Source organism: Muriicola soli (genome assembly GCF_004139715.1).
Classification (GTDB): domain Bacteria; phylum Bacteroidota; class Bacteroidia; order Flavobacteriales; family Flavobacteriaceae; genus Muriicola; species Muriicola soli.
Genome location: NZ_CP035544.1, coordinates 2,401,481 through 2,427,435, shown reverse-complemented (window position 1 = coordinate 2,427,435; position 25,955 = coordinate 2,401,481). Strand labels below are relative to the sequence as shown.

The 25,955-nt window shown below is 42.6% G+C and carries 20 protein-coding genes and 2 pseudogenes; 9 read left to right on the top strand and 13 right to left on the bottom strand.

Annotated elements, in window-relative coordinates:
* Positions 1-17: 17 nt before the first annotated feature.
* The 4 genes from lptC (at position 18) to EQY75_RS11030 (ending at position 4,277) form a co-directional block, all read left to right on the top strand.
* The gene (gene lptC / locus EQY75_RS11045) at positions 18-572 is read left to right on the top strand and encodes an LPS export ABC transporter periplasmic protein LptC (protein WP_342773990.1); all 555 of its coding nucleotides are present in this window, start codon (positions 18-20) and stop codon (positions 570-572) included.
* A complete protein-coding gene (locus tag EQY75_RS11040) occupies positions 569-772 on the top strand; it encodes a hypothetical protein (RefSeq protein WP_129605843.1) in 204 nt (67 codons plus the stop codon). The genes lptC and EQY75_RS11040 overlap by 4 nt, the downstream gene beginning before the upstream one ends.
* 2 nt (positions 773-774) lie before the next feature.
* Positions 775-2,064 carry a hemolysin family protein gene (locus tag EQY75_RS11035; RefSeq protein WP_129605841.1) on the top strand — a complete coding sequence of 430 codons (1,290 nt, stop codon included), beginning with the start codon at positions 775-777 and terminating at the stop codon, positions 2,062-2,064.
* Between the two features lie 92 nt (positions 2,065-2,156).
* Positions 2,157-4,277, top strand: coding sequence for a peptidylprolyl isomerase (locus EQY75_RS11030; RefSeq protein ID WP_129605839.1), 2,121 nt, complete (start codon positions 2,157-2,159; stop codon positions 4,275-4,277).
* Between the two features lie 45 nt (positions 4,278-4,322).
* Here EQY75_RS11030 and EQY75_RS11025 read toward each other — a convergent pair whose 3' ends face one another.
* On the bottom strand, positions 4,323-5,237 hold the full coding sequence (locus EQY75_RS11025) for a GYDIA family GHMP kinase (RefSeq protein WP_129605837.1): 915 nt from the start codon (positions 5,235-5,237) through the stop codon (positions 4,323-4,325).
* Position 5,238: 1 nt separating this feature from the next.
* Positions 5,239-6,557, bottom strand: a pseudogene (locus EQY75_RS11020) (hydroxymethylglutaryl-CoA reductase, degradative).
* 320 nt (positions 6,558-6,877) lie between these two features.
* Here EQY75_RS11020 and EQY75_RS11015 point away from each other — a divergent pair.
* The 3 genes from EQY75_RS11015 to EQY75_RS11005 are packed head-to-tail and all read left to right on the top strand — an operon-like array spanning position 6,878 to position 12,259.
* Positions 6,878-8,905, top strand: coding sequence for a S9 family peptidase (locus EQY75_RS11015; protein WP_342773989.1), 2,028 nt, complete (start codon positions 6,878-6,880; stop codon positions 8,903-8,905).
* 11 nt (positions 8,906-8,916) lie between these two features.
* Positions 8,917-10,446, top strand: coding sequence for a peptide MFS transporter (locus EQY75_RS11010; RefSeq protein WP_129605835.1), 1,530 nt, complete (start codon positions 8,917-8,919; stop codon positions 10,444-10,446).
* Between the two features lie 52 nt (positions 10,447-10,498).
* On the top strand, positions 10,499-12,259 hold the full coding sequence (locus EQY75_RS11005; protein WP_129605833.1) for a peptide MFS transporter: 1,761 nt from the start codon (positions 10,499-10,501) through the stop codon (positions 12,257-12,259).
* Positions 12,260-12,265: 6 nt separating this feature from the next.
* Here the strand turns inward: EQY75_RS11005 and EQY75_RS11000 are convergent, their stop codons facing one another.
* From EQY75_RS11000 to surE, 5 genes are all read right to left on the bottom strand, one after another.
* Entirely contained in the window at positions 12,266-14,287 is a 2,022-nt protein-coding gene (locus tag EQY75_RS11000) for a ComEC/Rec2 family competence protein (RefSeq protein WP_129605831.1), read from the bottom strand.
* Between the two features lies 1 nt (position 14,288).
* The gene (locus EQY75_RS10995; protein WP_129605829.1) at positions 14,289-14,864 is read right to left on the bottom strand and encodes a C40 family peptidase; all 576 of its coding nucleotides are present in this window, start codon (positions 14,862-14,864) and stop codon (positions 14,289-14,291) included.
* 125 nt (positions 14,865-14,989) lie between these two features.
* Positions 14,990-16,108, bottom strand: coding sequence for a lipid-A-disaccharide synthase (gene lpxB / locus EQY75_RS10990; RefSeq protein WP_129605827.1), 1,119 nt, complete (start codon positions 16,106-16,108; stop codon positions 14,990-14,992).
* Between the two features lies 1 nt (position 16,109).
* Positions 16,110-16,394, bottom strand: a complete 285-nt coding sequence (locus EQY75_RS10985; RefSeq protein ID WP_129605825.1) for a hypothetical protein — start codon at positions 16,392-16,394, stop codon at positions 16,110-16,112.
* Entirely contained in the window at positions 16,384-17,166 is a 783-nt protein-coding gene (gene surE, locus EQY75_RS10980) for a 5'/3'-nucleotidase SurE (RefSeq protein WP_129605823.1), read from the bottom strand. The genes EQY75_RS10985 and surE overlap by 11 nt, the downstream gene beginning before the upstream one ends.
* 190 nt (positions 17,167-17,356) lie before the next feature.
* On the opposite strand from surE, the pseudogene EQY75_RS10975 reads away from it, so the two are divergent.
* Positions 17,357-19,485: pseudogene (locus tag EQY75_RS10975) on the top strand (carboxy terminal-processing peptidase).
* Positions 19,486-19,549: 64 nt separating this feature from the next.
* On the opposite strand, the gene msrA reads toward EQY75_RS10975, so the two are convergent.
* The gene (gene msrA, locus EQY75_RS10970) at positions 19,550-20,101 is read right to left on the bottom strand and encodes a peptide-methionine (S)-S-oxide reductase MsrA (protein WP_129605821.1); all 552 of its coding nucleotides are present in this window, start codon (positions 20,099-20,101) and stop codon (positions 19,550-19,552) included.
* Positions 20,088-20,549, bottom strand: a complete 462-nt coding sequence (msrB, locus tag EQY75_RS10965) for a peptide-methionine (R)-S-oxide reductase MsrB (protein WP_129605819.1) — start codon at positions 20,547-20,549, stop codon at positions 20,088-20,090. Before msrB ends, msrA begins: the two co-directional genes overlap by 14 nt.
* 140 nt (positions 20,550-20,689) lie before the next feature.
* Here msrB and EQY75_RS10960 point away from each other — a divergent pair, with 140 nt between their 5' ends.
* Entirely contained in the window at positions 20,690-21,496 is an 807-nt protein-coding gene (locus tag EQY75_RS10960; RefSeq protein ID WP_129605817.1) for a DNA/RNA non-specific endonuclease, read from the top strand.
* Here EQY75_RS10960 and rodA read toward each other — a convergent pair.
* Genes rodA through mreC form a run of 4 tightly spaced genes read right to left on the bottom strand, consistent with a single transcriptional unit; the run spans position 21,493 to position 25,948 of the window.
* Positions 21,493-22,776, bottom strand: a complete 1,284-nt coding sequence (gene rodA, locus EQY75_RS10955) for a rod shape-determining protein RodA (RefSeq protein WP_129605815.1) — start codon at positions 22,774-22,776, stop codon at positions 21,493-21,495. The two genes, EQY75_RS10960 and rodA, sit on opposite strands and share 4 nt — an antisense overlap.
* Positions 22,766-24,634, bottom strand: coding sequence for a penicillin-binding protein 2 (gene mrdA, locus EQY75_RS10950; RefSeq protein WP_129605813.1), 1,869 nt, complete (start codon positions 24,632-24,634; stop codon positions 22,766-22,768). The genes rodA and mrdA overlap by 11 nt, the downstream gene beginning before the upstream one ends.
* Complete coding sequence (gene mreD / locus EQY75_RS10945) at positions 24,631-25,140, bottom strand: rod shape-determining protein MreD (RefSeq protein WP_129605811.1); 510 nt, start codon at positions 25,138-25,140, stop codon at positions 24,631-24,633. Before mreD ends, mrdA begins: the two co-directional genes overlap by 4 nt.
* Positions 25,130-25,948 carry a rod shape-determining protein MreC gene (gene mreC / locus EQY75_RS10940; protein WP_129605809.1) on the bottom strand — a complete coding sequence of 273 codons (819 nt, stop codon included), beginning with the start codon at positions 25,946-25,948 and terminating at the stop codon, positions 25,130-25,132. The genes mreD and mreC overlap by 11 nt, the downstream gene beginning before the upstream one ends.
* Between the last annotated feature and the right edge of the window lie 7 nt (positions 25,949-25,955).

Below are 25,955 nucleotides of genomic sequence, written 5' to 3'. Positions count from 1 at the left end.
TTGCCATAGTATGTACTGTGGCAATCTTTTTTTTTGGCTGTCAGGATAATTATAAGAGGGTTGGCGATGAAAAGCAGATTGAAATTTATCCTCAGGGGATAGCACAAAATTTTGAATTGACCTACACCGAAACCACCGAAGAACTGGAAAGCGAAGACAAAGGATCTTCCAGGGTAATTGCGATACTAAAAAGCCCGGTGAGTGAGGACTTTGACAATATGTTATTTAAATACCGCACATTTCCCGAAGGCCTTGAGGTAGAATATTACGATCAGGACAATAAAAAAAGTACTATCAGTGCTGATTACGGCATTATCTACTCCCAAACCAGCATTATAGATCTGAGAGGACAGGTGGTCATTGAAACCCACGATGGTAAAAAACTTGAAACTTCCCAACTTTACTGGGACCGTAAGGCAGAATGGATATTCACCCAGGAAAAATTTACCTTTACCAATCCTCAGGACGGTACCGTCATGGATGGGGAAGGCATGGACTTTGACCGGGATTTTAGTTTTTTTAAGGCCAATAAGACCTATGGACTAATGACGATAAACGAAGAAGAATCATGATCAAGATCTTGCGATTTACAGAATACCTTTATCTAATAGTTGCCCTAATCTCTATTTACAAAATAGGTGAGCTATGGGAAACCGACCGGCAGGGAACCTATATCTTTATCTTTTTTGCCGTAGTTTCTCTGGCAATGTTCCTATTTCGCAGAAATTACCGCAGACGATTCGAAAAAAGGAAGCGGGATAACAACTCATAGCCTTGGATAGTTCTATTGTAATTATCGTAATATGCCTGGTGCTGTCTGCTTTCTTTTCAGGAATGGAGATCGCCTTTGTCTCGGCCAATAAAATCCATATCGAAATTGAGAAGAAGCAAACCGGATTCCTGGCCAGGGTATTGGCCTTGCTAACCCGTAAACCTTCAAAGTTTATCGCTACCATGCTCATCGGTAACAATATTGCCCTTGTGGTTTATGGGTTTTACATGGGAGACCTGCTTATGGCCTGGTTCAGACAAATGCTCCCTTCTGATTATCGATTTTTACAGCTTGCATTTACCGACTTTAGCCTCCTTACCCAGACGCTGATTTCTACCCTAATTATCCTTATCACAGCAGAATTCCTGCCCAAAGTATTTTTTCAGATTTATGCCAACACCCTATTAAAGATTCTCGCTATCCCGGCATACTTGTTCTATGCGATATTTTCCCCGGTATCCGACTTTATAATCAAGGTGTCCGATTTTATTCTGCGTACGTTTTTTAAGACGGATGGAGATCAGGTGCAACTCGCTTTCAGCAAAATGGAATTGGGGGATTATATCACAGAACAGATGGAAGCTGTGGAAGAAGAAGACGACGTGGATTCGGAAATTCAGATTTTTCAGAATGCCCTCGAATTCTCTGAAGTAAAAGCAAGGGAAGTAATGGTTCCCAGAACCGAAATCACAGCAGTTGAATTACACGAAACTCCAAAGTCACTGGCAAAATTATTTACTGAAACAGGGTATTCCAAGATCCTGGTATACAAAGAGACCATCGATGATATCATAGGTTATATTCACTCGTACGAGCTGTTTAAAAAACCTAAAACCATCAAAAGTATCCTGCTGCCGGTAGAGTTTGTTCCCGAAACCATGTTGATTCATGAGATACTAAAAATCCTGACGAAGAAACGAAAAAGTATGGCCGTTGTATTAGATGAATACGGCGGAACATCAGGGGTGATGACCGTGGAAGATATTGTTGAAGAACTATTTGGTGAAATAGAAGATGAACACGATTCTACTGACCTTCTCGAAGAACAAACCAGTGAAAACACCTTTAGATTTTCAGCCCGACTGGAAGTGGATTATATCAACGTAACCTATAAACTGGAGCTTCCGGATACTGAAGAATTTGAGACTCTGGGTGGATTATTGGTTCACGAAACAGGCGAAATACCGGAAAAAGACACCGAAATAAGGATAGGCGATTACCTCTTTACCATCCTCGAAGTATCGAGCACCAAGATCGATTTAGTTACCCTCGAAGTCCTTCAAAACGACTAGCCTTCAAGCCGGCATCAGATAGCTGTAGATTAACTTTTATTATTTAAGGGAAAATGGTAATTTCGCCCACTGATTTTAAACAATCTAGATAAATGGCAATTTTAGAGAATATTCGGAAACGAACCACGGTTTTGATCCTGATCATTGGTATGGCATTATTCGCCTTTGTGATTTCGGGAATCTTCACCAGCGATGGATTTTCCGGAGGTAAGGTAGGTTCTTCAGTTGGTGAGATCAACGGGGAAGAAATATCCATAGACGACTTCAGACAAAAACTGGAAAGGGCCACAAGAACCAGTGGGCAATCCGCATCCTCCATGCAATTGGTCAATAATATCTGGAATCAGATAGAGCGTAACACTTTGCTCGATCAGCAGATTGAGGAGCTTGGGATCGATATCGAACAGGACCAGATTATCGAAGTCATTAAGAGCAGTCCCGGTCTGGCACAGAATCCTCAGTTTGTAGATGAAAACGGACAGTTTGATGAAAGAAAGTTCAGAGACTTTATACTGGAGCTTAAAATGAACGCTCCCGCTCAATACGAGGATTGGCTGCAGGATGAACAGGCCATTATTGAAAATGCAAAGCAACAAGTGTATTTTAATCTTGTAAGGGCAGGTATGGGCGCTACGCTGAAAGAAGGGGAGCTCGACTATAAATTGGCCAATGACAAGGTAGATATTAGATATGTTCGTGTTCCTTATGCAGCTATTCCGGATAGCACCATTACCGTCACCAAAAATGAAATTGAGGCATATATCAAAAAGAACGAGAAAAAATACACTCAGGAAAGATCCCGGGATATTCAATTTGTATATTTTGAAGAAGGTCCATCAGAAGCAGATATTGCCGCCACTGAGGCTGCTATTTCAAGCCTGTTGGATGACAGTGTTGAATACTTTGAGGATCGCGATACCACAGAGACCCTTCCTGGCTTTAGGAATACCGATGATGTCGTTGCATTTTTAGATCGGAATTCTGACGCTAAATACGACAGTATTTTTAAGGCGAAGGCCGAGTTGCCAACAAGATTTGCCGACTCATTGGTTGAACTTGAGATTGGAGAGTTATTTGGTCCATACAGAGACGGCGATATATTTAAAGTATCCAGAATGATGGCGAAGAAGCCCAACGGCTCCGTTAAAGCCAGCCATATTTTGATCACATATGAGGGTGCCGAACGCGCAAACCCGGAAGTTAATCGTACAATGGAGGAAGCCCGTGAAAAGGCCGAAGAAGTGCTGGAACAAGCCTTAAAACCCAACGCGGTCTTCGCCCAATTGGCACGAGACAATTCAGATGGTCCATCCGGACCCAGGGGAGGTGATTTAGGATTTTTTCAGGAAGGTATTATGACGCCGAAATTCAACGATTTCGCCTTTGGAAATCCTGTAGGACACATTGGCCTTGTTGAAACGGAATTTGGCTTTCATATCGTAAAGGTTGATGAAAAACGCGATCTATATCAGCTTGCTACCCTCACCAGAGATATTCAGGCCTCGGAGGAAACAATTAATACCTTGTTTACCGATGCTACCAAATTTGAAATGACAGCGGTAGATTCCGATAAAAGCCTCAGTGAAGTGGCACAGGAAAATGATTTTGTGGTAAGACCGGTAAACCGGCTAAATGCCATGGATGAAAACCTTCCAGGGTTGGGAGCTCAGAGAAGAATAGTGCAATGGGCCTTTAACGAGGAAACCGAATTGGGTGATATCAGAAGATTTGATGTCAATAACGGCTATGCGGTAGTGCAATTGACTGCAACCTATAAAGCAGGCCTAATGGACGTTGAAGATGCCTCTGTTACCGTACTACCTATCCTTAGGAAGCAAAAGAAGGCCGAAAAAATAAAAGCAGAGAATGCAGGTAAATCCATGGCGGAAATCGCTTCGGAATACAAAACCACAGTATCCAGTGCATCAGCATTGACCGTTAAAACGCCTACAATTCCCGGTGCGGGAAGAGAGCAATTAGTAGTGGGAACGGCATTCTCTATGGAAGTTGGACAAACCTCTAACTTTATTTCAGGGGAGTCAGGAGTGTTTAAGTTTGAAGTGACCAAAAAGGAAGATGCTCCTGAACTAGACAATTATATTACCTATGCCAATAACCTTCAGTCTTCCAATACAGCTAGGGTGGCTAACAGCCTTGTAGAGGCTTTAAAGGAGAAAGCAGAAATTGAAGATAACCGATCTATTTTCTATTAATCGACTTACAATAAAAAAAGAAGCCCTGGATTTCCGGGGCTTTTTTTATGGAATAAGGTCATCGTAGGCCAGGATGGTCTGGTATCCCTTCTTATTGAAATACGATCGGATATTTTCGTTCCCTGTGGCCAGGACGAAATCTCCGCCCCATGCTCCCAGGCTCTTTACAACACCATTAAAATCGGGAAACAATTGATCCTGTATCCTTTGAAGTTGAAGCGCATCGGAAAGGAGTTCTTCGTGTTCCAGCAATAGGGTCTCAAATTCGGATAATTCACTGCAAGTAGTGACTGCCCTTGTGATTTCGGAGATCTGCGTTAAAAACCCCTGTTGGTTAGCTACATTTTTTCTGTAATGTGAGATGGCCTCCCGGCTGTTCTGCTTCCGGTTGAGGTGAACAAAGAACAAATTTTTCCTGAATGGGGGGTCGTATTCCAAAAGTTCAATTTCCGGGACCTTATTTTTAAGCTTGTAGATCAGGGGTTTGTTATGTTGAGCGCAAGCTATGTCATAACCACTTCCTGAGAATCCATTCCACAACAAAGTAAAGGCATCTACCCCGGCCCATTGGGCAATGTTGTTGATCAGGGTAGAGGAACTGCCAAGACCCCACTTCCTCGAAAATTCAAGACGGGATGTAGCCGAGCATGACTTTATTTTTTCCAAAAATTCGGGATTGAGTCTCACGGCTTCCCTGAGTAGGGTCCATAAGGTGTTGCGAATATCCGACCCTCTGGTAAAGGATGCGTCCGGCTTTAATTCCGCTTCTGTAAAAGTTGTTTCAAACCAGACATTTTGATCCACATCAATACTTTTCCAATGAAGTCCTTTTTCACTCCAGGACTCAATCGATAATTCCTGTCCTAGTAGGGTTGGTAATCCAAGGGCAAGTGCTCCATCGAGAACGGCGTATTCTCCTGTGAGCAGTAGTTTTCCATTGCTTCTGAATGTCTCTTTCATTTTAAGATCCCCTGAGTTGGTCTAATGCTTCTACTACGGCATGATGCGTAGCACTGTGTTTTTTAAAATATTCAACCAATTGCTTTTTCTCCATATCGGAGGCCTTAAGCTGGTTGAGGATGTTCAAAAGGTGCATTTTCATATGTCCCTGCTGTATTCCTGTGGTGACCAGTGATTGTACTGCTGCAAAATTTTGGGCCAGTCCGGCTACGGCTACTATACCCATAAGTTGTTTGGCATTGGGGTGCTGTAAAATTTCGAGAGCGAGTTTAACAAGAGGGTGCAAACTGGTTAGTCCACCCACAGTGCCCAGAGCAAGGGGTATTTCAATCCAAAAATGAAAATTGCCGTTTTCTATTCGGGCTTGTGTTAGGCTCTGGTACGACCCCTGTCTGGCGGCATATGCATGAATGCCCGCCTCAACCGCTCTAAAGTCGTTTCCTGTGGCCAGAACAACAGCATCGATCCCGTTCATGATCCCTTTATTATGGGTTACGGCTCTGTGAGGTTCCACATTGGCAATAGCAACCGCTCTAACCATCTTTTCAGCAAAATCTATAGCACTGATACCCGAATCGGCACCGAGGTCCTCAATTGGGCAGCTCACCTCAGCTCTTACCAGGCATTGGGGGACGTAATTAGAGAGGATACTCATCACCACTTCAATGGATTCCTCCCCATTCCTCAGGATCTTAGATTGTCCGGCTTCCTTTCGAAGCGTTTTTGCGAATTGTTCCAAACAGGAATTAATGAAGTTCGCTCCCATCGCATCCAGGGTGTCGAAGGTGCAATGCAACTGGTAATAATCTTTGAGCTCTCCCGTTTTGTCGCGTAATTCTATATTCTTGATCCCTCCCCCCGGGCGACCATATTCTTGGTAATTGCCGTGGTTTCCTCAAATAATTTTGGTTTTATTTTAGCAAAAAATTCCTCTAACAATTCTTTTTCTCCCCGGTACATAAAATGTACCTGCCCTATTTTTTCAGTCCCCAGAACGGTAGTTTTAAAGCCCCCTCTGGAAAACCAGAATTTCGCTGCCTTGCTCGCAGCGGCTACAACTGAGCTTTCTTCTATGGCCATAGGGATGGCGTAGGTTTCTCCGTCAATTAAAAAATTGGGCGCAATCCCCAATGGCAGGTAGTAATTGGTGAGTGTATTTTCAATGAATTCATCATGCAACTGTTGTAATTGCTTGTCGTCATTCCAATAGGTTTCAATCAGGGAAATACTCGCCTCTGGATCCTGAGTATATCGCTCTGCTATCCATCGTATTTTTTCGTCCTTAGACAGCTTGGAAAATCCTTCAATAGGTAAGCGCATCGTAAAATCGTATATGCTATCAAAGATAGTGATATTGACAATACTCTTTATCCTGGTCCAAGGGGTAGATTCCATGGGAATTCGCTTGGCAAAAAGGAAGAGAGTAAATAGCAATTGCCACCCTGAAAGTTATTTTTTTAGGGAAAATATTAGTAAACTTGAGGGTTTGAACCTGAACAAGACTGTCGAATGAAAAAATACCTTCTGCTGTTTATTTTTCTTTCAGCGACTTCACTAGTATTCACTCAACAAAAAAATATTACCCTTGAAGAGATCTGGGGGATAAATTCTCAACCAAAGACCTGCAGGAGTTACGGTCGATGAACGATGGGGAGCACTTCACTATTCTGAATATGGATGATGCCAGAATGGTGAACAGTATCGAACAGTTCGCTTACGAGACCCTTGAACGAACCACTACCATTCTCTCTTCTGAGGAAACCGGAGTGCCTTTATTTAGCTCATATACCTTTAGCGATGATGAGTCTAAAATTTTACTGGCCACTGAGGTAGAAAAAATCTACCGACGCTCCCGCAGGGGAATCTATTATGTTTATGACAAAGAGAAGGAAGCCACAGTAAAAATTTCTGACGAAAAAATTATGTCCCCTCATCTTTCCCCGGATGGGTCTAAGGTAGCTTATGTATTAGACAACGATCTTTACGTCTTTAATCTGCTTACCGGTGATACCCAACGTATCACGACAGATGGCGAATACAATGCAATTATTAACGGGGTTACGGACTGGGTTTACGAGGAGGAATTTGGATTTGTAAGAGCGTTCGACTGGAATTCTGACGGGACAATATTGGCATTTTTACGCTTCGATGAAAGAGCAGTTCCCGAATTTTCTATGGATGTATACGGGGAGGATCTTTATCCTTCTCAATACCGATTTAAATACCCTAAAGCCGGTGAGGAAAACTCCACAGTGACGCTTCACTTGTATAAACTGGAGGAGGATTCCAGAGTGGATGTCGACCTTATGGATGCCTATTATATTCCCAGGATCCAATGGAAGAATCAGGCAGATGAGTTGAGTGTGCAAACCCTTAACAGGGCGCAGAATGATCTGAAGATGTACTCGATAGATGCTGCTGACGCTTCTGTTTCCCTTTTACTGGAAGAAAAGGACAAAGCCTATGTGGATATCACAGACAACCTCACCTTTCTGAAAGACAATAGTTTTATCTGGACCAGTGAAAAGAGTGGTTTCAACCATATTTATCTTTACAACCCAGACGGAAGTTTAAAAAAACAGCTCACCGAAGGTCCCTGGGAAGTGACTAATTATTACGGATATGATCCCGGTAGCAAGTCGATTTTCTACCGGAGTACCGAAAATGGATCTATTGTCAGGGATGTGTACAAAATCGGTATCAATGGGAGAAATAAAAAAAGGCTGACCGAAATGGAGGGGACTAACAGTGCGACCTTCAGTGCAAATTACACCTATTTTATAAACTCTTTCTCAAATACTGAGGTGCCCAATAGATATACATTGCATCGGGCATCGGATGGAAAAAAAATCAAAGATATCCTCGACAATTCTGCTCTGTCAATTCTTCTTCAAGATTACAAAATTAGTCCCAAGGAATTTTCAACCCTTGAGATTAATGGTTTTGATCTTAATATGTGGATGATAAAGCCTCTGGACTTCGATCCAAATAAAAAATACCCGCTTCTTTTATTTCAATATAGTGGACCGGGTTCACAACAGGTCGCAAATAGATGGTGGGGAAATAATGACTATTGGCATCAAATGCTGGCTCAGCAAGGAATTGTAGTTGCTTGCGTCGATGGACGCGGAACCGGATTTAAAGGAAGGGATTTTAAGAAAATGACATACAGGGAACTGGGCAAATTTGAAGTAGAAGATCAAATCTCAGCTGCGAAAATACTCAGTGAATATTCCTGGATAGACGAAGACCGAACCGGTATCTGGGGGTGGAGCTATGGGGGATTTATGTCGTCTAATTGTATTTTGCAAGGCAACGATACTTTTGAACTCGCTATTGCAGTGGCTCCTGTAACCAGCTGGCGATTTTATGATACGGTGTATACCGAACGCTATATGAGTACCCCTCAGGACAATCCCAATGGCTATGATGATAACAGCCCACTTACTTATCCTGCCATGCTCAAAGGTGACTATTTATTGATCCACGGTTCAGGGGACGACAATGTTCATGTTCAGAATACCATGAGAATGGTTGAAGAACTGGTGCAGGCGAATAAGGATTTTGATTGGGCCATTTACCCCGATAAGAGGCATGGTATTTCAGGAGGGAACACCCGACTACAACTCTACAACAAAATGACCAATTTTATACTAAACAAACTCTAACAATCCAAGATATGGCAATGACAAACAAACCAGCACACGAAAGAGAGTTATTTGGCCACCCGGCCGGACTCTACATCCTGTTTATGACTGAAATGTGGGAACGATTTTCATATTACGGGATGAGGGGAATATTAGTGCTTTACCTAACCGCTGAGACTTTGGGCGATAATCCCGGTCTGGGCTGGCTGAGCAATGAGGCACTGTCCCTTTATGGATGGTATACCATGCTGGTTTATGTGGCCTCCATTCCGGGAGGCATCATTGCCGATAAAATTATAGGGCAGAAGAAAGCCGTGATGATAGGAGGCTTCTTGCTGGTTGCCGGACATGGGATACTTTCTGTTGAGGTCATGTGGGCTTTTTATACAGGTCTTGCCCTTATTATTTCGGGGGTTGGTATGCTAAAACCCAATATTTCCACCCTGGTAGGGGGCTTGTATCAGCAAGGTGATGAGAGGCGTGATAAAGGCTTTTCTATATTTTATATTGGAATTAACACAGGAGCCGCATTGGCTGCTCTTTTGGTGGCCTGGGTGGCAGATGAGTGGGGGTGGCACGCCGGATTTGGTCTGGCAGCCGTTGGGATGGTCCTGGGGCAGGTAATTTACCTCTCGGGTCAGAAATACCTGGTATCTGTTGGAAATAAACCCAAAAAGGTGGAAGCCAATAGCGATGATGTGTCGATAAAACAGATCTTTCAACAACAGTTTACAACCACAAAAACACTTCTTATTACAGTTTTACTCGCTGCAACTTCCAGTCTTGCAGCCTGGTTCTACATCGGTAATCAGAAGATGGCATATATCGTATTTTTTATCTTCCTCTCAGTTGTAGTAGGGATGATGGTGACCATCTATCAGGATCTTAAGTCTCAGGTTGAGAAAGACAGATATTTGGTTTTACTGCTATCATTTATTATCGTGATCGTCTTTTGGGGGGCATTTGAACAGGCCGGTGGCCTGATGAATCTATATGCCGAAAACAGAACAGACAGGTTTGTCTTTGGCTATGAAATTCCTGCTGCTGCTTTTCAATTCTTCAACCCCTTTTACATTATGGTATTTGCCGTCCCTGTAGCCAATTTCTGGCTGTGGTGGAAGCATAGGGGTAAAGAGGCTTCTTCTTTGTTTAAAATGGCCAATGGAGTGATTATCATGGGTCTGGGATTTGTATTTATGGTATTCGCTTCCATGCAATACGAAGAACTTGGAAAATCAGCCCTCTATTGGTTGGCGCTGGCTTACTTGTTTCATACGCTGGGGGAATTATGTGCTTCCCCTGTGGCACTTTCCTTTATCACCAAACTGGCTCCCCTGAGATATGGAGCCCTGATGATGGGAGTGTACTTTGCCGCAACCGGATTGGGGAATAAGGTAGCCGGACTCATAGGTGAGTCGGCCTCAGAAGCTGGTGAGCTCAACATATTTGCCGGGATCACTATTTTCTGTGTCATCTTCGGTATTCTGGTGATTTTGCTGCTAAAACCATTAAAGAGATTAACACACGGAGTAGAAGAAGAAGAAAGGGCGATAGAAAGATAATTCCTTTGGCCTTCGATTTGTACATACCTAATTAACCAATAAAGGACCACCGATGAATACAGATATCGAAAACCTGTTTAAAGACAAGGTACTGGGGCATCCCGCCGGCTTGTTTGTTCTCTTCTTTACGGAGATGTGGGAGCGTTTTTCTTTCTATGGAATGCGCGTGCTTCTGGTGCTTTTCCTTACCGCTCCAATCCTCGACAGCAATCCAGGATGGGAATGGCCAAGAGAACACGCTCTTGCCCTGATTGGGACTTACGCCTCACTTCTGTACTTAACCCCTATTTTGGGAGGTTATATCGCAGATAAACTCATCGGCTATAAAAAAGCTATCGTCATAGGGTGTTTTGTAATGACCCTGGGTCATGCTTGTATGGCCCTTGAAACGGTATGGAGTCTTTATGTTGGCCTCGCCCTGCTGGTCATCGGTACCGGGTTTTTTAAACCCAACATTACCTCGGTGATCTCAGAAATGTACAGGGGGAAGGAATCCAAAAAGGACGGAGCCTATACGATTTTCTATATGGGCGTAAATGCAGGTGCCTTCTTCGGGATGATGCTTTGTGGATACCTGGCAGAGAACTACGGCTGGGCATGGGGATTTGGCCTTGCAGGGATCTTTATGTTCTTTGGAATGCTTCAATTTTGGCTTGCCGGCAGTCTTTTTGGCAAAATAGGGGATAAGCCCTTGAAGGCCTCAGAAGTATTTGATGCTTCAGAAACAGAAGAGCGAGAAGTAGAAGAAAAACCCAACCCCTTCACAAAATTTGATTATTTACTGATCATCTTATCCTCCCTGGGAGGGTTGATGTACCTTTTTAACGATCCGTTGTCTAAGATCGAGCAAATCAATTTCTTGGATTTTAATTTATTCGGCTTGGGAGGCTCAAATGAAACAATTTTAATAGCAATTCTCCTATTCCTGATTCTTATCATCGGGAGGACAATCCGCTACACAAAGGTGGTTCGAAACCGCATATTTGCGGTATCAATTTTTGGAATCTTTACCGTGATTTTCTTTGCGACTTTCGAGCAAAATCTGGGTACGATGACCATTTTCGCCAGGGATTATACAGACCGGACACTCACCGGTTCTGCTTCCCTGATCTTTAAAATTGTCGATGCCCTTCTCACCACTGTACCCATGATGATCATTACCTGGGTGCTTTATTTACTTTTTAAGAAGACTTATACCCGCATTCCCTATTCCAATTTCGCCCTGGGAATTGCTTTCGCAGGCATCTGGGGACTTTTGATATTCCGACTCTACGAAAAATTTGCCCAAACGGGAAATGAGGTAGAAGCCAGCTGGTTTGCCATTTTAAACTCTTTCTTTATCATAACCCTTGCTCCGTTGTTCTCGCGTTGGTGGGAGAGTAAATACAATCCAAGTGCGGCGCACAAATACGGCATAGGACTGATTCTACAGGGACTTGGTTTTGGGGTCCTCGTATTTGGTACACTCAGTATTCCTCAGGGAGCTGCTACAGCTTCGGTGAGTATGATCTACCTGATTCTTGCATACCTGCTTATTACCATGGGGGAACTTTGTGTTTCTCCTGTTGGACTTTCCTATCTGAGTAAATTAGTTCCTCCCAGAATGATCGGTTTTATGTTTGGCATATGGTACCTGGCTATTGCCATTGGCCAGAAAATGGCAGGAACATTGGGAGGTATGATTGACGAGATCACCGCGAACTATTCTTTGAGTAGCTTCTTTTTGATCTTTACTATCCTTTGCGTTGCCCTGGGAGGTATTTCTATATTACTGAATCGACCTCTGAAACGGATGATGCACGGAATCCGATAACGATTATTACAGTTTGCCTAAGGTTATAGCCCCTTCTTCTGCGGTGGAGTAGAAGGGAATTCCATAGGTCCTGCAGGTGCGCTTCCAACGTTTAATTTCATCTGGGAAATTACTTCCGTCAGCAATAACGCGCTCCGGACAGCTTTGCTCTAGTATCCGTCCTAGATGCACCTTGGGCGATTGTGTTAAAATTAAACCGCGTAGATTTCCAAAAACCTCAGGTAGAATACCCGCACTATCGATTACAGCCCAACGCTCCTTGCCTATGCGAAATGCATTTGGCAAAGGAGTTGACCTTACTGAATCTAAGTAGCGATTCAATTCGAAATTTTTAACCAGATTTTTAATCTTAGTACTGTCATGAGTCATGACCAGGAGTTCACGGCCCTTTTGATAAACCAGGCCGGTATTGGCCACTTGTTGTAAAATGATGATTTCCTCTCTCTTACCTTCTTCAGTTCTGCAGTAAAAGCTCCAGACTTGCAATCCTATAATGGACATCCCCAGAAAGTATACATAGATAAATCGCTTTTTGTAAAGACTGAGAACAAGTAGAATAATAATAGAATACAACAGGATTAGACTCGGCTTATCAAAAGGGACATTCCGAATAATTAAATTTTCTTGTGAAGCAATGAGTTCCACCACCAAATTCATTGTTCTTATCATTTGGTCGTAGATCAGGGCTAAGAATTCAGGAAGCAGGGATAATCCCGATAAAAGGATCACCAGAATGCCCAGACTCAGAAATAGACCAAGGAATGGAACGATAAGCATTGCAGTAATAAAGAAAGCTGTCGGAAATTGATGAAAATAGTACAGACAAAGCGGTAAGACCCCTACTTGTGCAGCAAGGCTCACAGCAAATAATTTATACAGTCGGATAAGGATTGGATTCCTCGGAACCCATGATCTAATGATTAGCGGATATATCCAACCTATGGCAAAAACAGCAGAATAGCTCAATTGGAATCCAAGTTGAAACAGGAATTTTGGCTCAACCAATAAAATGGCAGAAAATGAGAGTGCCAAAACGTTAATCGCGCTGGTGGGCCTGTTGAGGTACATGGCATAAGCTATAAAACTAAACATGCTAACAGCTCTGACTACTGATGGTGACAATCCTGTGAATAAAGCATATGCCCACAAAAAAAGCACCGTTAGCAGCATTGAAATTTTTCTTCCCTTGGGCAAAGAATGAATAGGTTTAAAAAATGCCCTGAGCATCAGTAGTAATATACCAATGTGCAATCCTGATACAGCCAAAATATGAGCGGCTCCTGCATCTTTGTAGTTTTGATAAAGTCCGGGATCCAGATCGTTTCTTTGTCCAAGCACGATGGCGCGCAGTACTCCCTGCTCTTTTGAGCCTATAAGTGAAGAGGCCAGGGCATCTTTGATTCTAAACTGCAACTGAGCTGCAAGACCATGCAAGCTCGATTTTCCAGCTGGAAGTTGGACCGTATTTTCCGATCTAAGTGTAATCTGATCATACACCCCCTTAGTTTCCATATAAGACCCATAGTTGAACTGATAAGGGTTCTGAGGGGATGAAACAGGGTGGATGTTACCGTAATAAAGCAAACGGTCATCTACTTTTAGGGGATTAATTTTATACTCTTTTCGCGTACTGCCTAGAATTAAACCTTCACAGAAACGGTCGTTGAAAGAAACTACGCGGAAGAGGTAGGACTGCCTGAATGGTGTAGGTTTTAAAACCTCCTTGAGTTCGAGAACCCAATAGCCTTTTTCTGAATAAGATTTATTTGAATAGTGATTAGGAGTTAATTTGGGTTGTGCAAGTGTAATGGTGACGACACCGATTAAAAAAAAGGCCAAAAGAGTTGCAATGCCAAAATATATACCTTTTCTGTAGTTCTCAAATTGGAAAAAAAGCAGAACGCAAAGAATGCTGCTTATCGATGTAAAGATGGCCTGTCCAGGGGATAAAGGTGAAATCCAGCCGTAACATATACCTAAGATCAGGCACAAACTCAACTTCACGGAGATAAATTCCAGGGGTTTCATCTCATAAGACTCGAGTGGCTTTCACAAAGGCGTAGTTCCAAAAGCCTTCTTTTAGAGAAGAGACAATCACTCCCCGAGAAGTAGTGGAGTGGATAAACCTGATATCTTCACCGTCCACAGCCACAACCAATCCGACGTGATTGATACGCTTCCGGCGTTTTGAAGTTGTAAAAAATAGGAGGTCGCCTTTGCTTACTTCTTCGAGTTTTATTTTTTTACCTTCATTAGCCATATAATACGATACCCTGGGTAGGTAAACATCGTGTTCCAGAAAAGAAACATATAGCAGGCCTGAGCAATCAATCCCTTTTCGCGTCGTACCTCCGTACTTGTACTTCACACCTGTAAAGGTCAGGGCCGTACTAATAATCTCCTCAGATCGTTCGAGGCTAAGCTTATCCTCGATGTCTTTACTTTCCCTGGCATGATCTGAAAGCGAATCAATATCAGACGGTCCGGGTAATTCAGAAGCTGCTACCGTGACTTTTCTGTTGCTGCCGTAGGTGGTTTTCTTCTTCACCACACCACATGCCGTGACCCCAAGACATAGAGATGCGAGAATGAATTTCTTTAGCATGTGCTTAATAATTGGGTCGTCTTTCACTCAAAATTAAGAATTAATTCTGAAGTCAAACTTCAGTGCGATAAGGATTTAAAGGGGTGTTCCTCATTTCAGGAACGTTTACAGGGGGTAATATTTTGTTACTGCCCGATTAAACTGACGATTTTCCTGGCAGCTTTTTGGCTGGCTCCCGGCCCTCCAAGTTTCTTTTGCAACTTTGAATATTCTGTAAGCATCTCATCTCGTTTGGCCCCTGAGAGAATCTTGTTTAATTCTTTGCTTAGGGCTTTTGTAGTGAGATCACTTTGAATAAGTTCTTTTACTACTTCTTTGTCCATGATCAGATTTACAAGGGAGATGTATTTTAAGGTGATAATCCGTTTGGCGATCTGATAGGAAATCCAGCTGCCTTTATAGCAAACCACCTGAGGAACTTTAAACAATGCAGTCTCAAGGGTTGCTGTGCCACTGGTCACCAGTGCGGCATGAGAACTCTGTAATAGGGCGTAAGTCTCTCCGGCTACTAAGTGAACCTGCTTTGATTTTGTATAGGGGGTGTAAAATTCTTCTTCAAGGCTGGGAGCACCTGCAATTACAAATTGATAATCGGGATATGCAGGGATAACCGATAACATCACTGACAGCATTTTTTCTACCTCCTGTTTTCTGCTACCCGGTAAGAGGGCTATAATTTTCCTATGGGGATCAAGTTGATGTTTTCTTTTAAAATTTTCAGGATCGAATTCTTCCCGGGCCTCAATGGCGTCGAGCAAGGGATGACCTACAAAATGAACTGGAAAGTTGTGTTTTTTCTCGTAATACTCCTTTTCAAAAGGTAAGATCACGAACATGTGATCTATATTCGATTTTATCTTATCAATTCGTCCTTCCCTTGATGCCCAAACTTGAGGCGAGATATAATATGCAGTGCGGAAAGCTTCTTTTTTGGCCCAGGAGGCAATACGCAGATTAAAGCCTGAAAAGTCTATAAAAATGATAACATCCGGAGAAAAATCACTGATATCCTCCTTACAAAAAGCAATATTTTTAAAGATCCGACGGATATTCGAAACTACCTCTATAAAGCCCATGAAACCCAGTTCGTTATAGTGCTTTACAAGGGTGCCTCCCGCCTTTTTCATCAAATCACCTCCCCAGCACCGAATACTGGCTTCAGCATCCTCATTTTTCAATGCCTTGATAAGATTAGACCCGTGAAGATCGCCTGAAGCCTCGCCTGCTATGATGTAGTATTTCATCTCAGAAAACCTTGTAATATAGAATAACCAGGGCCGTAAGTAGTGTTGCGACTAATACTCCTTTAGCTCGTTGATCTCTCCTGATCCGCAAAAATGCGAAGAAGGCAATTAAGTTAAGGATGGCTCCAAGAGCAAGTAAACTTCCAAGATAGCCTTGTTTTTCAGCAACTTCAAAGGTTTCCTTAATCCCCAGGTCGGAGAAGATCAGAATATATAACAAAGTGCCGAAAACATTGGCTATGAGTCCAACCACAAATCCAATTATAAGTTCCTTTTTAGTATTCATTTAGTTTCCATGTGTTTATATCTTGAATCGCAAAATGAGCAGTGAGATCAAATTGGGTAGGCACAACAGACACATATCCCTGTGACAGAGCCCATTCGTCTGTATCTTCTCCCTTATCCATCAGCTGAAATTCACCTGTGAGCCAATAGTAGTCCTTACCCGATGGATTGGTGCGTTTGTCAAATTTTTCCTTCCAGTTGGCCCGGGCCTGCCGGCAAATTTTGATCCCTTTTAATCCTGATTTTTCAATTTTGGGGATATTGACATTGAGTACAACTCCTTTCGGAATGCCGTTTTGCAAGGCTTCCGAAGTAATTTTTTTAACGGCCTCTTCAGCAGGAGAAAAGTCGGCCTCCCAGGAGTAATCACAGAGTGAAAATCCAATGGCAGGAATGCCTTCAATCCCAGCTTCTATAGCCGCACTCATGGTACCGGAATAAATGACGTTTATTGAAGAATTAGATCCGTGATTAATTCCGGAGACACAAATATCCGGTTTTCTGTCGAGTAGTTCCTGAAGTGCCAGTTTAACGCAATCTGCCGGTGTTCCGCTACAACTGTATTCCTTTGGAGCGTCCTTATCCGTGTCAAAGACAACCCGCTTTGAGTACAGCGTGTTGTCTAAGGTTATGGCATGACCCATACCCGACTGTGGACTGTCTGGGGCAACCACCACCACTTCTCCCAGTTGACGCATACAGCGCACCAAAGTGCGTAATCCGGGGGCTGTAATTCCATCGTCATTAGTCACCAGGATTAAAGGTTTACTCATACTGCATACTTTAAGCCATAAAAATACGTTTTTACTGAGGATTAGCGCGGTTCGCCTTTAACAAAAAATTATCGCCGGGGGCATTTATTGGCATGGTTTTTTCTATATCTTAGGGCATTCAATGATTTTATATGCTCGGAAATTTTGGGCAATGAGTTATGACGTTAAAACCCGAATAAAAAATATTTACATGAAGAAGAATCTGGTTTTAGGCTTTTTAGCTGTGATTATTGCGGTTGCTTCCTGCAGTTTCACAAATAAGTCTTTCGAAAATAATGACAAGGACAAACTTCTATTGGATATCATCACCTATATCCTGGAAAAAGGACACTATTCTCCAAAAGATATCAATGACGATTTTTCGGTGAGTGTCTTTGAAGACTTTATCGATGTGCTTGATCCTACCAAAAGATATTTCCTCGCCGAGGATATCCGTGATTTTGAAAAGTATAAATTTCAGATAGATGACCAGATAAAAAATACGGACATCTCATTCTTTAACCTGGTGCACGAGAGGTACACCAAAAGAATGGATGAGGTAAAATTGCTTATCGAGGAAATCCTGGATGAACCGTTTGATTACACCATTGAAGAATCTATCAATTCTGATTACGACAAAAGGCCGTTTACGAATTCGCGATCTGAATTAAAGGAAAGGTGGAGGAAACAGCTTAAATTCTGGACGTTGAACACTTTTGATTCTAAATTAAAAGACGAAATCCAGAAGAAAAAAGATGATGCTAACTACACCTCGCGTTCCATAGCAGAAGTAGAAGAAGAAGCCAGAGACGTAACCAGAAATACACTTGAGGAATTTTTCGAATTTGTTGATAACCTTGAGCGCAAAGATCGTTTTGCTCAATATATCAATTCAATTGTGGACAAATTTGACCCGCACACTTCCTATTTTGCTCCGGAAGATAAAGACTATTTCGACAGGCAGATTTCGGGGAGATTTGAAGGGATCGGAGCCCGTTTGCAACCGGAGCCTGAGGGGCTAAAATAGTAGAGATCATTTCAGGCGGACCTGTATGGAGAGGACAGCTTTTAGAAGTAGGAGACGAAATCATAGAAGTTGCCCAGGAAGATGAGACCCCTGTAAATATAGTGGGGATGCCCTTGGATGATGCTGTTCAACTAATAAAGGGGCCAAAAGGAACTAAAGTATACCTCACTGTGAGAAAAGTAGATGGGACCATCGAGGAGGTCACAGTGACAAGAGACATTGTTGAACTGGAGGAGCAATATGCAAAATCAGCTCAGATCATTAAAAAGGATGAGAAATTTGGCCTGATCCAACTTCCGGGTTTTTATGCGGATTTCAAGGACTACGCCTCAAGAAATGCAGCTAGTGATGTAGCTAAGGAGATAGAGCGTTTAAAGGAAGAAGGTATTGAAGGTCTGATCCTGGACCTTCGGGATAATGGAGGTGGTTCACTGAGAACTGCCATTGATATGGCCGGACTGTTTATTAAAGACGGACCTGTAGTTCAGGTACGGGCTTCGGACAACGATAAAATGGTCTATGAAGACAAGGACGAGAGAGTCCAATGGGACGGTCCGCTTGTAATCCTTGTAAATGAATTCTCCGCTTCGGCTTCTGAAATATTAGCCGCTGCGATGCAGGATTACAAAAGAGCTATTATCATAGGGAGTAATCAAACTTTCGGTAAAGGGACTGTTCAAACCATGTATCCCCTGGAGAATGTGGTTCACGTAAATGAATACGGTGATCTTGGAGCTATAAAAGTTACTATTCAAAAGTTTTACCGTATTAATGGAGAATCTAACCAGCTAGAGGGCGTTAAAAGTGACGTGGTGATTCCGGACCGCTACAGGTATATTGTACTTGGCGAGAAGGGACAGGCGAACGCCATGAACTGGGATAAAATTAACCCGGCGAATTACAAGGTATGGGATGGTTATATCGACTTTGAGAAGACCATTGAAAACAGCAATAAGCGAATTGCTTCAAATGCACAGATAAAGCTTATTGAGGAGAATGCTAAATGGTTAAAAGAACAACAGGATGAAATGTCTGTACCTTTAAATTACGACCTCTACAAGTCGAGAGACAAAGAAAGCAGAGCTAAATCTGAATACTTTAAAAAATTGTCCGAGTACGATTCCAAACTCACCTTTGAATCGGTTAAATACGAACAGGAACTTTTTACCAAGGATTCACTGCTGAGAGAGAAAAGAGAGCGTTGGCACGTTAATTTGGCGAAGGATGTGTATATCGAGGAGGCCGTAAATGTCCTGCGGGATCTTAAGATCAGCAATATAAAAAATGAAAAACTAGCCCATGTAAAGGGATAGAAACCAAAATCGATAATAAAAAAGGCCCTTCTATAAGGGCCTTTTTTATTGGATTATTTCTTTTTCAAACTCCGCTTAATTTATCGGCGTGTAATTTTCTCAGCTTGTTGAGTTTAGGGGTGATGACATAGCTGCAATACCCTTGTTTTTGATTGTTCCTGTAATAATCCTGATGGTAATCCTCTGCCTCGTAAAAAGTGCCAAGAGGACTGAGTTCGGTTATAATAGGAGCATCAAACGCATCTTTGAGCTCTGAGAATACTTCTTCTGCTATTTGCTGCTGTACTTTGTTTTGATGGTAAATCACAGAACGGTACTGTGTTCCTACATCAGCTCCCTGCCGATTAGGGGTGGTAGGGTCATGAGTGGTCATAAAGATCAACAGAACATCGCGGTAAGATATGATCGCGGGATCATAGGTAAGCTGAACCACTTCGGCATGCCCTGTGAGTCCGGAGCACACCTCTCTGTAAGTAGGTCTTCCCGGAGCATTTCCCCCGGTATAGCCGGATACTACCTTGTGAATTCCTTTTACTTCCTGAAAAATGGCTTCAGTACACCAGAAACAACCCCCGCCCACGGTGGCCATTTCCAAACTAGATTTACTCTCCGACATCTGCCTTTTTTAGAAGTTTCATGGATTCAGAATTGATACAATATCGCAGACCGCTTGGCTGAGGACCGTCAGGGAAAACATGTCCCAAATGGGCGTCACAGGTGTTGCACATCACCTCTACTCTTACCATTCCATAGGAACTGTCCTTTTCATACTTGATAGCATTTTCCTCAATGGGTTGCGTAAAACTTGGCCATCCTGTTCCCGACTCAAATTTGATTGTTGAATCGAACAGCGGAGTGCCGCAGCAGACACAAGCGTATTTACCTGCTTCGTGAATACTGCAGAGTTCTCCCGAATGTGGAGCCTCTGTGCCTTTTTTCCGGGTGATCCTGAATTGATCAGGGGTTAGGATTTCTTTCCATTCCGCTTCAGTTTTTTCTACTCTTTTCGAGGGGACCGGGTTTCCGCTTACCGCGAAATGCATTATATCTTTCCAGTTGAGCATAAGGTGTTTTTAATCAAATTAAATTCTTTTTCAGCTTTGCTTATGGTCGGTTCCATGTTGGATTCCTTACACCTTAAAGGTAAGGCTTCCTCTTCAGAATTAATGTATTTTCGTGCTGTAACAAAAGCAACCAGTTCGCTATGCGGAAGGCACAAAAAAACAAGATCATTTATTCCCTTTTACTAGTTACAACGGTAATCATTTTTTGGTTTATAGATCTGTATTTTTTTGCTCCTGATCTACATATTGAAGAGCGGGGAGAAATTGATATTCCCGCCTATGTCCTTCCCCTTTCTTCCCGGGAGCACATTGTTAAACACAACTATTATGCACTTTCCTATAATGAGGAACATGAACAGGCTGATTGGGTTGCCTATGCCTTAGTTCGATCTCATCTTACAAATGATGATCGGAAACGACCCTATTTTATTGATGATCCCAAAGTAAGAACCAGTTCGGCAGATTGGCGCAATTACAAGAACTCAGGCTATGATCGCGGGCACTTGTGCCCGGCAGGAGATCGGAGATTTTCCGAATCGGCATATAACGAAACCTTTTATACCAGCAACATCACACCCATGGAACGGGACTTCAATGCCGGTATTTGGAATAGTCTGGAGATTCAAGTTAGGGAGTGGGCAAGGCGATACGATTCTCTCTGGATAATTACCGGGGGCGTGTTGACAGAAGATCTGCCTGGTATTGGAGTTGAATCGGTTTCCGTGCCAGAAGCATTTTACAAAATTATACTCAGGGGAAATGCTGACCGGCCTGAAGTTATCGCGTTTCTGATACCACATAAGGTATCTTCAGCGCCTTTAGATCAGTTCAGGGTATCTGTTGATTCTATCGAGAAGATGAGCGGCCTCAATTTTTTTGAATCCCTGGATGATAAGGTTGAAAAGCCTCTGGAGAGCGCTTCAAGAAATTCAGATTGGCGTTATTAAAGCCATTCATTCATTCGATTCGAATCTAATCTAAGAAAGATAAATAGGAGAGCGGTAAAACCGATTAGGGCAGAACCTCCATAGCTGAAAAAGGGAAGAGGTATACCAATAGTAGGGAGTATACCGGTCACCATTCCAATATTGATAAAGTAATGTATGAGCAAAATTGAAATTACACCATAGCCGTACATTCTGCTAAAATCACTCTTTTGTCTTTCGGCAAGATACACCAGGCGCAACAACAAAAGAGTAAATAAAATGATCACTGTGGAAGTTCCTAAAAACCCCCATTCTTCTCCTACCGTGCTAAATATGTAATCTGTGTGTTGTTCCGGTACAAAGTCGCCCTTGGTCCGCGTGCCTTCCAGAAATCCTTTGCCCAGTGTGCCACCGGACTCAATAGCTTTCTCAGACTGATAGGTATTATAGCCAATCGTCTTTCTGATTTCTTCAAGTCGTTCAGGATCCTTCTCCAGTCGTAACCACAGGCTAAAGCGATCTCGATGGCGTTGTTCAAAAACGTTTTCAAAAACAAAATTCACCGAGAGTGAAAAGACCAAGGCGACAATAAAGAACATCACAAGTGGCAGAATCGGGACTTTAAAACTCGCTTTTTTTACCAGGAGGAAAATCGCAATCAGGAGGGCGAGGATTATACTAACCCAAATAGTTCCGAACATCAGGGTGGTGATAAAGATCAGGACAGCTATCAAAGCTATAGCTAGGTAGTAAAGAGGTAACCCTTCTCTGAAGAGGACAAACACAAGGGCGAGGAAGACAAGTGCGCTTCCCGGATCGGGTTGCGGGATAATCAGTAAGACAGGAACCAGGATGATCAGCAATGCGAACATTTGGTCTTTAACTCTTTTGATATCCGTTTGAATGTCACTCAGATATTTCGCCAGGGCAAGGGCAGTCGCAAATTTAGCCAGCTCAGATGGCTGGAGGTTAAAAAAGCCCAGATTATACCATGAGGTTGCCCCTGCAATGGTCTTTCCAAAAAGAAATAAACCGAGTAGCATCACTACGGTAATGATGTAGATTAAGCTGGAAAACCGTTCGTAGAAATGGGCCTCGAGAGACAGGAAAATAATAGCACTAACCAGGCTTACTCCGATAAAAAACAATTGCTTCCCGTAAAGCTGACCAAAATCAAAAATGGAAGTGCTGTTATCAGAAAAAGTTGTGGAATAGATGTTGACCCAGCCGATGGATACGAGCATCAGGAAGATAAAAATGGTCAACCAGTCAACTCTTTTGAGGACGCTTTTACCAGACATATTCGTTTATCTTGAACTCCTCCCCACTATAAGGTTTAGCGTACTCGGCTTCGAGGGATTTTTCCAACATACGCTTTTCAAGATCTGTACGTGTAATTTCCCCTTTCAGGTATTTTTCGATTAGCAACGAGGCAATATGGCCAGCATATCGCGCACCGTAATATCCGTGTTCTATATATACCGCCAAGGCAATCTCCGGATTATCAACGGGGGCAAAGGCAACAAAGAGGGAGTGGTCTGTGAGTTGAGTACGGACACCGTCAATTTTAGTGAAATTTTCTACTGTACCTGTTTTACCCGCAATTTCGATTCCCGGAATCTGTAGCCATTTGGCTGTACCTTTTGTGTATACATCGGCCATTCCCTGCACTACAGGATCAAAGTGTTTTTTGTCAATAGTAGTGTAGTTGGGCGTTGTATACTTTGGATCGTTAATCTCTTCACCTGCAATTTTTTTAATAATGTGAGGGGTGTAATAATAACCCCTGTTGGCAATAGCCGCGGTCATATTTGCAAGTTGAATTGGGGTAGCGGCTACCTCTCCTTGCCCAATTGAATTGGAAATGATAAAGGAAGACGCCCAGCGGTTGTCTCCATAGACCCTGTCGTAATAAGACTTATCCGGAACCCGGCCTTTCCTTCCTGTGGGGAGATCGTATCCCAGATAGTCGCCTAATCCAAAACTTTTTACGTGTTTCTCCCAGGTATCCATGCCTTCATCGGTAGTTGGATACTTATCGTAAATTTTTCGAAAGGTGCCTGCAAAGTAAGCGTTGCAGGATTTATAGATCCCCGAATTCATATTGCGCAGACCACCACCGCAATGGCAGCCTCTTTTTTTATTTCCGACGTAAAAACCATTATAGCAACGGATGGTTGTTTCTGGTTTAATGACATCTTCCTGTAGAGCAATTAGCGCATTTAGGGTTTTAAAAGGGGAGCCAGGGGAAGGCTGAGCTAAAAGGGATCTATCCCAGGTGGGTTTAGAAATAGTATCGTAATGCAGCTTGCTGTAGTTCTTAGACCGCTCTCTTCCCACGAGTAATGCCGGATCGTATGTAGGTCCGGAAATAAGGGCCAGGATTTCTCCGGAGCCAGGTTCAATGGCTACGATTCCGCCCCTTTTACCTTGCATCAGTCGTTCACCGTATTCCTGCAATTCCTTATCGAGGGTAACCCGGATTTCCTTTCCCTGTTCCGGGAGCGTGTCCAGTGTTCCTTCTTTATAGGGACCGATCACCCTATTGAACCGGTCCTTTTGGATCAGTTTTACTCCTTTAACCCCCCGAAGTACATCTTCGTACTGTTTTTCTATTCCGGTTCTGCCCGTAAGTTCACCTTGTTTGTAATAGGGATTTCTTCTGATATCACTCTCATTTACCTCTGAAATATAACCGAGCACATTAGCTCCGCTGTTTGTTGCGTAATACCGAAGTGACCTCTTCTGAATGTAGAAGCCTTCATATTTTCTCATTTTTTCCTGTAACCGGGCATAGTCTTCTTTGGAAAGTTGTGGTACCAATACCGAGGGAAGGCGCGGGGAATACACCCTAGCTTTCCTCAATTGTTCCTTAAATCGGGGTTTGTCAATTCCGAGTAAGGAGCAAAATTCAAGCGTATCCAGGGATTTTACCTCACGCGGGATGACCATCACGTCATAAGCAGGCTGATTTGCCACCAGTAATTCGCCATTTCGATCGTAAATATAGCCGCGTTCGGGGTAATCGTAGATTGCCTTTACAGCAGAGTCTTCCAGGATTTGATTAGGGGTTGAACGAAAGATTTGCAAATAGGATAGCCTGCCAATAAATGTAATCCCGATGATTACTATAATGGAAGAAAGCAAAATCTTTTTCATTCTTTTTCAGCACTAAAAAGTGAAATAATCAAAATACTCAGTACAAGGGTTCCCGCACTGGTAGAAACTGTCTTTTTCAAAAGTAATAGCAAATGCGAAAAACTAAAAATTTCAAGCAAAAAGAATATCGTGTGATGTCCTATTATTAAGAACGCTAAAAATGTGATTTGTTGTGCTTTAGTCGTATTACTGAGTTTAAAACTTTGAAACTCAAAATTCACTCCAAAAACAAAACGCATGATTGCCGGACGGAAGAATGCCATAGTGGTACAGGCTACGGCATGAAATGCAAGGGTGTCAGAAAAAATATCAATGATAAATCCCAGAATGAAGCCAATAATAATAAAAACACTCTGACGCTGCTTTATTGGATACCAATAGAGAAACAGCAGGTAGATCATGGGGTTGATAAATCCCAAGAAGTTGAGTCGGTTAAATACCAAAACCTGTGCGAGTATCAGAAGCACAAAGCGCAAACCGTTCTTCAGGTACAGATTATTGGTCATTGTTTATTTTTTCTTCAAGACTTCGGATCTCAGCGCTGTTCTTATTACTGATGATATAGATGTTTTTGATATTTGTCATATCGTTGAACAGGGCGACATCAATGGTGAAAAAGTTTTCGGAGGCCAACAGGTCGAATTTCTTAATCGTCCCGATGGGGATGTTTTCGGGAAAAATACTGGACATGGCTCCTGTAACGATAGTATCACCGATGTTGAGGGGAACAATCCGGGGAATATCCTCCAGTTGAACTACATCAAAACGTTCCGTATTCCATTTTAAAGAACCAAAATTATTGGTGTTCTTTATCTTGGCATTGATATTCGATTTAGTGTTCAGCACGCTTTGAACAGCTGCGTACTTATCAGTTGTATGTTCCACGATTCCCAGGATCCCTTTGGAAGTTATAACCCCCATATCCTGCTTTACACCATTCTCATCACCCTTGTTGATTGTGATATAATTATTGCGAAAGGCATAGCTGTTTTTAATGATTTGTGCAGGAACAACTTCGAAGGGGAAATTATCTGAAGCGACATCCGCAAGGCTATCAATTTCCAGGTTGAACAAAAGATTTCGAAGGCGCGTATTTTCTTCAACTAAAATTTGATTCTCCTCCCGCAGGTTGAAATATGAGGATATGTCTGATTGAATATTGTATAAACCGCCACTTAGCCAATTTGCAGAGTTAAAAAAACGAGCCCGGTGATAGGAATGGGATTGTACACTCATCGCCATGCCCAAGGTGAGCAAAAAGAGATACAGCAAGGTAGTCTTGTTGCGAAGGATGAAGTTGATAATCTGCTGCATTCACTTT